The sequence below is a fragment of the Bacillus sp. NMTD17 genome, from assembly GCF_002998735.1.
GTDB lineage: Bacteria > Bacillota > Bacilli > Bacillales > Bacillaceae > Bacillus.
Genome location: NZ_PVRH01000004.1, coordinates 16,565 through 28,627 on the forward strand (window position 1 = coordinate 16,565; position 12,063 = coordinate 28,627).

General features: G+C 38.5%; 7 protein-coding genes. All 7 read left to right on the forward strand.

Translation table 11 applies throughout. The annotated features are described in order from the left end of the window. Positions 1-4 precede the first annotated feature (4 nt). The 7 genes from glmM (at position 5) to C6347_RS12545 (ending at position 11,785) form a co-directional block, all read left to right on the forward strand. The gene (gene glmM / locus C6347_RS12515; protein ID WP_034664420.1) at positions 5-1,351 is read left to right on the forward strand and encodes a phosphoglucosamine mutase; all 1,347 of its coding nucleotides are present in this window, start codon (positions 5-7) and stop codon (positions 1,349-1,351) included. A gap of 568 nt (positions 1,352-1,919) precedes the next feature. After that, positions 1,920-3,722, forward strand: a complete 1,803-nt coding sequence (gene glmS, locus C6347_RS12520; RefSeq protein ID WP_060595399.1) for a glutamine--fructose-6-phosphate transaminase (isomerizing) — start codon at positions 1,920-1,922, stop codon at positions 3,720-3,722. A 658-nt stretch (positions 3,723-4,380) separates the two neighbouring features. Beyond that, a complete protein-coding gene (locus C6347_RS12525; protein WP_106071693.1) occupies positions 4,381-4,596 on the forward strand; it encodes a helix-turn-helix domain-containing protein in 216 nt (71 codons plus the stop codon). A 63-nt stretch (positions 4,597-4,659) separates the two neighbouring features. Beyond that, a complete protein-coding gene (locus C6347_RS12530) occupies positions 4,660-7,668 on the forward strand; it encodes a type I restriction endonuclease subunit R (RefSeq protein WP_106071694.1) in 3,009 nt (1,002 codons plus the stop codon). Continuing rightward, positions 7,661-8,905 carry a restriction endonuclease subunit S gene (locus tag C6347_RS12535; RefSeq protein ID WP_106071695.1) on the forward strand — a complete coding sequence of 415 codons (1,245 nt, stop codon included), beginning with the start codon at positions 7,661-7,663 and terminating at the stop codon, positions 8,903-8,905. Before C6347_RS12530 ends, C6347_RS12535 begins: the two co-directional genes overlap by 8 nt. Then, positions 8,902-10,020: an AAA family ATPase gene (locus C6347_RS12540; protein ID WP_106071696.1), complete on the forward strand. Its 1,119-nt coding sequence runs from the start codon at positions 8,902-8,904 to the stop codon at positions 10,018-10,020. The genes C6347_RS12535 and C6347_RS12540 overlap by 4 nt, the downstream gene beginning before the upstream one ends. Positions 10,021-10,030: 10 nt before the next feature. Then, on the forward strand, positions 10,031-11,785 hold the full coding sequence (locus C6347_RS12545; RefSeq protein WP_106071697.1) for a type I restriction-modification system subunit M: 1,755 nt from the start codon (positions 10,031-10,033) through the stop codon (positions 11,783-11,785). Positions 11,786-12,063: the final 278 nt, after the last annotated feature.

A 12,063-nucleotide genomic window follows, 5' to 3' on the forward strand; every position in this document is an offset into this window, starting at 1 on the left:
AAACATGGGCAAGTACTTTGGAACTGATGGTGTAAGGGGTGTGGCGAATAGCGAATTAACGCCAGAGCTCGCATTTAAAATTGGGAGATTTGGCGGCTATGTGCTCACGAAGGATAAAGAACGTCCAAAGGTACTCGTTGGACGAGACACACGTGTATCCGGTCATATGCTAGAAGGAGCGCTCGTTGCAGGCTTACTTTCAATTGGCGCTGAAGTGATGCGTCTAGGTGTGATCTCAACACCTGGTGTGTCTTATTTAACGAAGGCAATGGACGCAGAAGCGGGTGTCATGATTTCTGCTTCTCACAACCCAGTTCAAGACAACGGAATTAAATTCTTCGGCGGTGACGGCTTTAAGCTGTCTGATGAACAGGAGAATGAAATTGAGCAGCTGATGGATCAGCCGGTCGATCAATTGCCACGCCCAGTTGGAGCGGATCTTGGAACGATGAATGACTACTTTGAAGGTGGTCAGAAATACTTGCAATTCTTGAAGCAGACAGCGGACGAGGATTTCACAGGTATTCACGTGGCGCTTGACTGTGCTCACGGTGCAACCTCTTCTCTAGCGACACATTTATTTGCGGATTTAGATGCTGATGTGTCCACAATGGGAACATCACCAAACGGATTGAATATCAATGATGGTGTCGGCTCAACTCATCCAGAGGCACTTTCTGCTTTTGTGAAGGAGAAGGGTGCAGATATTGGTCTTGCGTTTGATGGTGACGGAGACCGTTTAATTGCTGTCGATGAAAAAGGTGATATTGTAGACGGCGATCAAATTATGTACATATGTGCACGTTATTTGAAGGGCGAAGGCCGATTAAAGGATGACACTGTCGTATCCACGGTCATGAGTAACCTAGGCTTCTATAAAGCGCTGGAGAAACAAGGCATTAAGAGCATCCAAACCGCTGTTGGTGACCGCTATGTGGTCGAAGCGATGAAAAAGGATGGCTATAATGTCGGCGGTGAGCAATCAGGCCATTTGATTTTCCTTGATTACAATACGACAGGTGATGGCATGCTTTCTGCGATCATGCTTGTCAATACACTCAAAGCAACAGGAAAAACATTGTCAGAGCTTGCAGCTGAAATGGAAAAATTCCCGCAGCTTCTAGTGAATGTGAAAGTGTCTGATAAATATAAAGTGGAAGAAAATGAAAAAGTAAAAGCAGTGATTCAAGAGGTCGAAAAAGAGATGAACGGTGATGGCCGTATTCTTGTTCGTCCATCTGGAACAGAGCCGCTTGTACGCGTGATGGCAGAGGCGAAAACAAAAGAGCTGTGTGATGAATATGTGACTCGAATTACCGCTGTTGTGAAAGAGGAAATGGGTATCGAGTAATAGATGAAAGCAAATCGCCAGCGGCGGTTTGCTTTTTTTTCGAATAAACGTCATAAATGGATGGATTTGTACGAATCTTATAAGCGAGGGCAATTTGCTGCCTTCATACATAGGAGAGCACATCAAAGGTAGAACATGACAAGCCTCATCGCATATAGTGTATGGAGGTCTCACTTTCTTGAGCGGGATCACCCGCTAAATTGTGATTGACGGAGGTCAGACCTTATAGTACAATCATCCTTGTGTTACTGGATTTTTATTCTATCAGGAAAGGCAGGGTAGATGTTCAGCAACTCTCTTATAATTATAGCGCCCGAACTAAGCGATCGGACGAAAGATGCTTAGTTGACGAGGATGGAGGTTATCGAATTTTCGGCGGATGCCTCCCGGCTGATCAAAAAAGAGATCACAGCCGTAAGTGTTTCTTTAAAGCAAAGAGGTGACTCTTTGTACAAAGGGAATACACATGATCTCCCAAATTAAACATGTAGAGAGGGACGAAGAAATGTCCCTTCTATTTTAGTAGGCTTTCTTTGTCCCTTTCACATGATCGGGAGGAAGAATATTTATGTGTGGAATCGTAGGTTATATTGGTCAGAATGATGCGAAGGAAATCTTATTAAAGGGTTTAGAGAAGCTAGAGTACCGCGGGTATGACTCAGCAGGTATCGCTGTGGCAAACGAAGAAGGCGTGCATGTGTTCAAAGAAAAAGGACGTATCGCTGAGCTTCGTGAAGTTGTTGATGCAAATGTAGCATCTTCAGCTGGAATCGGACATACACGCTGGGCAACACACGGTGTACCAAGCCATCTAAATGCGCATCCGCATCAAAGTGCTTCTGGCCGTTTTACGCTTGTTCATAACGGTGTCATCGAGAACTATGTACAATTGACACGCGAATATTTACAAGACGTCACACTAAAAAGCGACACAGATACAGAGGTTGTTGTTCAAGTCATCGAACAATTTGTGGACAGAGGTCTTGATACAGAGGAAGCTTTCCGTCAAACGCTTCTTCAACTAAAAGGCTCTTACGCAATTGCCCTTTTCGATAACGAAAACAAAGAAACAATCTATGTGGCGAAAAACAAAAGCCCATTATTGGTTGGTTTCGGAGAAGATTTCAACGTTGTAGCTTCTGACGCAATGGCGATGCTTCAAGTAACAAACGAATATGCGGAATTAATGGATAAAGAAATGGTCATTGTCACAAAAGACGAGGTGATCATCAAAAACCTTGACGGTGATATCATGACACGTCCTTCTTATATCGCTGAGCTAGATGCAAGCGACATCGAGAAAGGCACATATCCTCACTACATGTTAAAAGAAACGGATGAGCAGCCGCTTGTCATGCGCAAAATCATCCAAGAATATCAAGACGAAAACGGCAAGCTGTCAGTCGCTGGCGATATCGCAAGCGCAGTAGCAGAAGCAGACCGCATTTACATTGTGGCTTGCGGAACAAGCTACCATGCAGGACTTGTCGGTAAACAATATATTGAAGACTGGGCGAAAGTACCTGTAGAAGTCCATGTAGCAAGTGAATTCTCTTACAACATGCCGCTTCTATCGAAAAAGCCGTTGTTCATCTTCCTTTCTCAATCTGGGGAGACAGCGGACAGCCGTGCTGTACTTGTTCAAGTCAAAGAGCTTGGTCATAAAGCATTAACGATCACAAACGTACCAGGTTCAACGCTTTCTCGTGAAGCGGACTTCACATTGCTTCTTCATGCAGGACCAGAAATTGCAGTGGCTTCAACAAAAGCTTACACAGCACAAATCGCTGTTCTTGCGATCCTTGCATCAGTTGCAGCCGAATTAAATGGTCAATCTCTTGACTTTGATCTTGTGAAAGAGCTTGGGATTGTAGCAAACGCAATGGAAGCCCTTGTCGATCAAAAGGATGAAATGGAACAAATCGCTCGTGACTTCTTCACAGTGACACGTAACGCATTCTTTATCGGAAGAGGACTTGACTACTATGTGTGCCTTGAAGGTTCACTAAAACTAAAGGAGATCTCTTACATCCAAGCAGAAGGATTTGCTGGCGGAGAACTCAAACACGGCACGATTGCTTTAATTGAAGAAGGCACACCGGTCATTGCCCTTGCAACGCAAGAGCACGTGAACCTCAGCATTCGCGGTAACGTCAAAGAAGTCGTTGCACGTGGTGCAAACCCATGTGTCATCTCACTAAAAGGCCTAGAAGACGAAGGCGACCGTTTCGTCCTTCCAGCTGTACACCCAGCACTTGCACCACTTGCATCTGTTGTTCCATTACAGCTAATCGCTTACTACGCAGCCCTTCACCGCGGGTGTGATGTGGATAAACCACGTAACCTTGCGAAGAGTGTGACGGTGGAGTAGGTTTAATTAAATCGGATTTTTGACACTCCTTTAGATAATATCTAAAGGAGTGTCTTTGTGTCTAAAGAGCTAATTAAAATTAAAGGTAGAATCAATAAATCGTACATTCATTTTTAATTTAAAGGGAAGAAAATAATTATAAGTGAATGTTTAGAAAAATAGGAAGTTGCTTATTTCTTGATTGTTGTTCCTACGTCAAGAGGAGGGGCTATTGGTGTATTTCTTGTATTGTGGATCGTCCAATCTCTTAAATATAGGGATTTTAAAAAATAAAGGAAATGAAAAGCAAAACAAAAATGCTGTATGTCTTCTTGAAACCATCAAAAGGGTATTTTAGGTGTGGATTATAATGAATAAAGAGTTAATCATGTTATGCTCTTCGAAGCTAGGCTCAGTTGGTATGATTATAAAAGGGGCTAGGCGTGGAATCAACAAATAAATTTACTAGGTTAGAGTAACAATTATAAAACTTGAAGTATTATATTTTGAATGAGGAAGAAACAAACTGTGGCATCATGTAAGAAAACTTAAAAATAGACATGTTTTTAAGGTTTTCTTTTCCTTATAGTGAATATTTACAATAACTTTGTACACTAAGATGCTATAGCTTATGATATAATATATCGTGGTTATTTGTACAATTATGAGGTGATTCTAAATGGAGTTAAGCGAAGCGATTAAAAAAGTACGTTTGGAGCTGTGTTTGTCTCAAGAGAGGCTTGCTCGTGAGCTTCATGTTGGTTTTACATCTGTGAATCGATGGGAGAATAATCATACAAAGCCGAATAAAATTGCTCGACATGCCTTAATCAAGCTTTGTGAAAATAAAAATGTAAACAATGAATTGATTGAGTTGCTTGTGAAGGCGAAATAGATATTATGTAGTTTTAGAAAAGGGCTTAGGGATTTTCTATACTATAATATGAGGAGATTAGATATGAAAGCCGAAAGGGAAATAGAAGCCGGTTTTATAGAAAAGCTTAGGGACTTAAAATACATATATCGTGAGGATATTAGAGATAAAGCTTCGCTTGAAGCTAATTTCAAAGAACATTTTGAAAGACTGAATCGTGTAAAGTTAAGCAATTCTGAATTTGAGCGCCTCAGAGATAGTATTATCACTGCAGATGTATTCACTGCTGCGAGAACTTTACGAGAAATCAACACCTTTAAGCGTGATGATGACACGCCGCTGCAATATACCCTTGTTAATATAAAAGAATGGTGTAAAAATGAATTTGAAGTGATAAACCAACTACGCATAAACACAGATAACAGCAATCATCGTTATGATGTTATTATCCTCATCAATGGGGTTCCTGTTGTTCAGGTTGAACTGAAGTCACTGCAAATCACACCTAAAAAAGCTATGGAGCAAATTGTAGATTATAAAAACGACCACGGCAATGGTTATACAAACTCGTTGCTTTGCTTTATGCAGCTTTTTATTGTGAGCAACGAGAGTAACACATATTATTTTGCCAACAATCACAAGGAGCACTTTTGTTTTAATGCAGAAGAGCGCTTTTTGCCAATTTATCAGATGGCAGATGAAGATAATAACAAAATTACCCATCTTCATGATTTTTCTGACAACTTTTTGCCAAAATGCACTCTCGGGCAATTAATAAGCCGTTACATGGTACTTGTTGTAAGTGAGCAGAAGTTGATGATTATGCGTCCTTATCAGATTTACGCTGTTAAGGCAATAATGGACTGTATCGATCAGAATCGTGGCAACGGATATATATGGCATACTACCGGAAGTGGAAAAACACTTACATCGTTTAAAACATCAACACTTTTGAAGGACAATCCTGAAATTGAGAAGTGTTTATTCGTCGTTGACAGAAAAGACCTAGATAGACAAACTCGATTGGAGTTTAATAAATTTCAAGAAGGCTGCGTTGAAGAGAATACCAACACAGAAAGTTTAGTTAAACGGCTTACTTCGGATGATTACCGTGACAAAGTTATTGTTACCACAATTCAGAAGCTTGGGCTGGCTCTTAATGAAGATAGCAAGCGTAACCAAGAGAAAAAGAAAAGGGGCGAACCTACCTACAAAGACCGCTTGGCACAGCTCACCGATAAACGTATTGCCATTATTTTTGACGAATGCCATCGCTCACAGTTTGGCGATAATCATGAAGCAATTAAAAACTTTTTCCCGAAAGCACAGCTTTTCGGCTTTACCGGAACACCAATATTTGAAGAAAATGCAACATATAAGCAAATTGATGGAACGGTCGGTTCTTATATCACAACAAAAGATGTTTTCGAAAAAGAATTACATGCTTATACCATAACTAATGCCATTGATGACCGCAATGTTCTTCGCTTTCACATCGACTATTTTAAGCCAGAAGATGTCAAAAAAGCAGCAAAAACCTCTGACACTGTAAGTAAAAAGGCGATTGTCGAAGCAATACTAGCAAAACACGATGCCGCTACTAATGGTAGACGATACAATGCGATTTTTGCAACAGCTTCTATCAACGATGCAATAGAATACTTTGAAATCTTCAAGTCGTTACAAGAGGAACGCAAAAAGAATGATGGAGCAAGCTTTATGTCGCTAAATATTGCCTGTGTTTTCTCTCCACCGGCTGAAGGAAACAAAGATGTTAAGCAGTTACAAGAAGACCTACAGCAAGAAAAAGCCGATAACGAACAAGAGCCTGATAAGAAAAAGGCAGCACTTAAGAGCATCATTGATGACTACAATTTGCAGTACGGCACAAATCACAGCATAAGCGAATTCGATTTATACTATCAAGATGTGCAAAAACGCATCAAAGACCAAAAGTACCCAAATTCCGACTATCCACAGGTAAACAAAATTGATATAACTATTGTGGTGGATATGCTTTTAACAGGATTCGATTCAAAGTATCTAAACACATTGTACGTTGATAAAAACTTAAAGCAACATGGCTTAATTCAAGCATTTTCAAGAACAAACCGTGTTTTGAACGACACAAAGCCTTACGGAAATATTCTTGACTTTAGAGGGCAAGAAAAAGATGTAGATGAAGCAATTGCACTGTTTTCTGGAAAAGATAACAGTAGTAGGGCAAAAGAAATTTGGCTTGTTGACCCCGCTCCTGTTGTGGTTGAAAAGCTGAATAAAGCAGTTGCCGATCTTGAGAAATTTATGGAATCACAAGGGGTAGAATGTAAGCCAGAGCAAGTAAGCAACCTTAAGGGTGACGCCGCACGAGGTGAATTTATCAATAAATTTAAGGAAGTGCAGCGCCTTAAAACACAGCTTGATCAATATACAGATATCAGGGAAGAACAAGCGGCAAAAATTGAAGAACTGTTACCTGAAGACACTTTGCGTGCGTTCCGTGGTGTCTATATTGAAACTGCCCAAATGTTAAAAGCGCAGCAGGGCAAAGATATTAGGGATAAAGATCCGGTGATTGAACAGATTGATTTTGAGTTCGTTCTATTTTCCTCTGCAATTATTGATTATGACTACATTATGTCTCTAATTTCGAGATATACACAACCCGATGTGCCTAAAAAAGAAAAAATGAGCCGTGAGCAACTTATTAGTTTACTTTGTTCCAATTCAAATATGATGGAAGAACGTGAAGATATTATTGCTTATATCAGCAGATTAGAATCTGGAAAAGGTTTGGATGAAAAGGAAATAAAAGATGGATACCAAAAATTCAAGGGAAAGAAAGCACTAAAAGAAATGGAATCAATTGCAAACAAACACGGTATTGAACCTGCATCGTTGAAATCCTTTATAGATGAAATTATAGGGCGCATGATTTTTGACGGTGAAAAACTAAGCGATTTGTTAGAGCCGCTAGAGCTTGGCTGGAGAGACAGGACCAAAAAAGAACTAGAATTGATGGACGATTTAATTCCGCTGCTTAAAAAGCTTGCAGATGGACGTGAGATTGTGGGGCTGAATGCGTATGAATAAAAAAGAGAAGTTGACGTTGGTGCCGAAGCTAAGGTTTCCGGAGTTTCGCTCAACGGGAGAATGGAAATTATGTACGCTAAGTGATTTAGCAAGCAAGATAACAGTAAGAAATAGACATAATTTAATAAATCGCGTTCTTACAAACTCAGCTGTTGAGGGGGTTGTAGACCAAAGTGATTATTTTGACAGAGAAGTTTCAAACAAAAATAATCTTGAGAATTATTTTGTGATAAATGAAGGGGACTATGTTTATAATCCCCGCATATCTGCAACAGCGCCAGTTGGACCGATATCAAAAAACAAAATAGGAAAAGGCGTTATGTCTCCGCTATATACAGTGTTCAGGTTTAAGAATCATAATAATGATTTTTATGAGCAATATTTTAAAACAAATCTCTGGCATCCCTATTTAAAAAGGGTCTCAAATACAGGTGCCAGGCATGACCGAATGAGCATATCAAATGATAACTTCATGAAAATGCCTTTGCCTTACCGTTCAGAAGAAGAACAACAAAAAATTGCTGATTGTCTGTCCTCCCTTGATGACCTTATCACTGCAGAGGATAAAAAGCTTGAAGCTCTCAAAACGCACAAAAAAGGCTTGATGCAAAAGCTATTCCCTGCCGAAGGTAAAACTATTCCAGAATGGAGATTTCCGGAGTTTAGGGATGAAGGCGAGTGGGAAGTATGCACATTAGGTGATATGGCAACATTTTTTAATGGTCGTGCATATAAACAAGAAGAACTCTTACAATCTGGTAAATACAGAGTGCTTCGTGTAGGTAACTTTTTTTCTAATAATAAATGGTATTATTCTGATTTAGAACTTGACGAGAATAAGTATTGTGAAGCTGGCGACCTTCTATATGCTTGGTCTGCTACATTCGGTCCTCAAGTTTGGCGTGGAGAAAAAGTTATTTACCACTATCACATTTGGAAAGTTAGCAGAAAAAAGGATGTTGCTCAAAAATTTTTATTCGTGTTACTTGAGAGAGAGACAGAAAAAATGAAATCTCAGTCTGCAAATGGATTGGGAATGCTGCATATTACAAAAGGTACAATAGAGAATTGGAAAAGCTATAAGCCTAAAATTGAAGAACAAGAAAAAATCGCTGATTGTTTGTTAAGCATAGATGCTCTTATAACCTCACAAGCAGAAAAAATTGAATCTTTAAAGAAACACAAAAAAGGCTTAATGCAAGGACTTTTCCCTTCTATTGAGGAGGTGAGTGAATGAGTCCTCAACCTACTATATCTTCTTTTTCAGACTTAAATGCGTTGTCGACCTCATTTAGAACTATTCTCGATAGTAAGAAATATGTACTCCTTTTTGCATACAATGGAACAGGTAAAACAAGACTTTCGTGTGTATTTAAAGATTTAGGCAAGCAAGCTATCCCTGATAGCGACGAGAAATTACCCGATACGCTATACTATAATGCATTTACCGAAGACCTTTTCACTTGGGATAACGATTTAGATGACGATACCAACAGACTGTTGAATATTAATAAAAATTCTCGCTTTTTTGATGGTTTAAGAGAGCTTGAAATGGAAAGCCGCATTCGCCCATTTTTAAGAAGGTATACTGATTTTGATTTTTCTATTGATTATGAAGACTGGACGATTAGTTTTTCACGGGAAGTAAGAATAGGTGAGGAAACGGAAAAAATAGATAACATAAAAGTTTCTCGTGGTGAAGAGAATATCTTTGTTTGGTGTTTTTTCCTGGCTATTGTTCAATTAGTAGTGGATCAAGAGCCGGCTTACAGTTGGGTTAAGTATATCTATATTGATGACCCTATTTCATCACTTGATGATAATAACGCCATTGCAGTTGCGAGCCATCTTGCTCAGTTGTTAAAAAGCCAAGATGATATTAAAGCAGTCATATCCTCCCATCATTCGTTGTTTTTCAATGTAATGTATAATGAGCTTAAAAGGTCAAAAGGAAAGAATTATTTATTATCAAAGAATAAGGAAACAGGTGAGTATCTCATTCAAGATACTACAGATACTCCTTTTTTTAACCATGTTGCATTAATAAAAGAGCTAAGAAAAGCAGCGGACACAGGACAACTATACACTTATCATTTCAATATTTTGCGAAACATTCTTGAAAAAGCAGCATCTTTTCATGGATTTAAAGACTTCACCGAATGTATTAGGCGTGATGAAGATGATGAAGACGGTGTTGTATTTGCAAGATATGTGAACATATTAAGCCATGGAAACTACTCGTTGTTTGAGCCTATCGAAATGGTCGAAGATAACAAAGAGGTTTTCAGAAAAATTTTAAGGGGTTATATGGAATCATATCGATTTAATCCTGAACTATTTATTGAAGAATAGAGGTAAAACAATGAATGATACACAACAAAAACAATTAGGTGCAACGCTTTGGGGAATTGCTGACAAATTGCGCGGAGCCATGAATGCCGATGACTTCCGTGATTATATGTTGTCCTTTCTCTTCTTGCGTTACCTTTCTGACAATTATGAGGAAGCTGTAAAAAAAGAGCTTGGAAGCGATTATTTACAATGTGAAGAAGAAATAAAAAAAATCAACGCTGCTGATAACCAAGCTGATACTATAAACGCTTTGAAAGAACAGATAAAAAACTATTTTAAAAAACAGCAATTAGATGAAAAGGCTAAAAAAGCAATAATTGAAGAATATGAGTTGTTGTTGGAAAGTGGAAAGTTGACCCCTCTTGTTGTATGGTACATTAACAATTTAGAACAAGTGTCTACGTTTGAAAAGCAAATGCGCCGTAAGGTTCATTTTGTTATTAAGCCACACTATCTCTGGGGTAATATATCTGAATTGGCACGTACACAAAATAAGTATCTTTTGAAAAACTTGCAAGCAGGCTTTAAATTTATAGAAAACGAATCTTTTGATAGCACGTTTCGTGGATTATTCTCTGAGGTTAACCTTGACTCTGATAAACTTGGAAAGAGTTATGAAACTCGCAATACCACGCTGTGCTCAATAATAACTGCTATAGCAGAAGGTTTATCGGAGTTCCCCAATGAAAGTGATCTTTTGGGTGATGCGTATGAATACTTAATAGGGCAATTTGCGGCGGGTTCAGGCAAAAAAGCCGGAGAGTTTTATACGCCACAGCAAATTTCAACCATCCTTTCACGTATAGTCTCACTTGATAGCCAAGACCCAAGCACAGGCAAAAAGAAGCAACTCAAAAATGTGCTTGACTTTGCGTGTGGTTCCGGTTCACTTCTAATTAATGTTAGAAAGCAGCTTGGTGCTAATAGTATTGGTCAGATATACGGACAGGAAAAGAATATCACAACTTATAACCTTGCTCGTATGAATATGCTTTTACATGGTCTTAAAGATTCCGAGTTTAAAATATTTCACGGAGATTCACTGCTGAATGATTGGGACATTCTCACTGAAATGAATCCAGCAAAAAAGTTGGAATGTGATGCAGTAGTAGCCAATCCACCTTTCAGCTACCGCTGGGAACCTAACGACACTCTGGCAGAGGATTTCCGCTTTAAAAGCTACGGTCTAGCACCAAAATCAGCTGCCGACTTTGCTTTTTTACTACATGGGTTTCACTTTTTAAGTGATGAGGGAACAATGGCAATTATCTTGCCTCATGGTGTTCTTTTTCGTGGTGGTGCGGAGGAAAAAATTAGAAAAAAGTTACTCAAGGATGGGAATATTGACACGATTATTGGTTTGCCAGCCAATCTGTTTTTCTCAACAGGTATTCCAGTTTGTATTCTTGTGCTTAAAAAGTGCAAAAAATTCGATGATGTACTGTTTATCAACGCAAGTGAGTACTACGACAGAGGTAAACGGCAAAATGTCCTATTGCCAGAGCATATCGACAAAATAGTTGAAACATATAAATATCGAAAAGAAGATGACAAAAAATACTCTCGCCGTGTATCTATGGAAGAAATAGAAAAGAATGCTTTTAACTTAAACATTTCAAGATATGTTAGCACGGTTGCGGAAGAAGAAATTATTGATCTTGCAGATGTGAAAAAAAATCTAGATGAAATTGAGGTTGCTATTAGCAAGGCAAAGGATAAGCATAATCAGTTTTTAAAAGAGCTTGGATTGCCTGAGTTATCTTAAAACGAGATGATTATGCAATATAAGTTCTTTACAATCTAATAGTTATATATAAATGAATACTTCTTTTAATACAAAATTAAAGTTTTTAAATCTTCTTGTTTAAGTAAAGTTTCTTTATGTTGAATAGGGATTAAGTAATGATCTTCCACAATCAAGCACGATTGTTGAGTAACACCATTAGGAAATGATCAAACTTTTTTATAAAATCAAAGCATAGATCTACTGATAAAGAATTCATTTTGATCAATCTTTTTTTCAAAATGGATTCTTTTCATTTA

Bases quoted from the DNA above. Each gene is read 5' to 3' on its own strand.
- C6347_RS12545 (WP_106071697.1), top strand. From the start codon at position 10,031: ATGAATGATACACAACAAAAACAATTAGGTGCAACGCTTTGGGGAATT.
- C6347_RS12525 (WP_106071693.1), top strand. From the start codon at position 4,381: ATGGAGTTAAGCGAAGCGATTAAAAAAGTACGTTTGGAGCTGTGTTTG.
- C6347_RS12540 (WP_106071696.1), top strand. From the start codon at position 8,902: ATGAGTCCTCAACCTACTATATCTTCTTTTTCAGACTTAAATGCGTTG.
- glmS (WP_060595399.1), top strand. From the start codon at position 1,920: ATGTGTGGAATCGTAGGTTATATTGGTCAGAATGATGCGAAGGAAATC.
- glmM (WP_034664420.1), top strand. From the start codon at position 5: ATGGGCAAGTACTTTGGAACTGATGGTGTAAGGGGTGTGGCGAATAGC.
- C6347_RS12535 (WP_106071695.1), top strand. From the start codon at position 7,661: ATGAATAAAAAAGAGAAGTTGACGTTGGTGCCGAAGCTAAGGTTTCCG.
- C6347_RS12530 (WP_106071694.1), top strand. From the start codon at position 4,660: ATGAAAGCCGAAAGGGAAATAGAAGCCGGTTTTATAGAAAAGCTTAGG.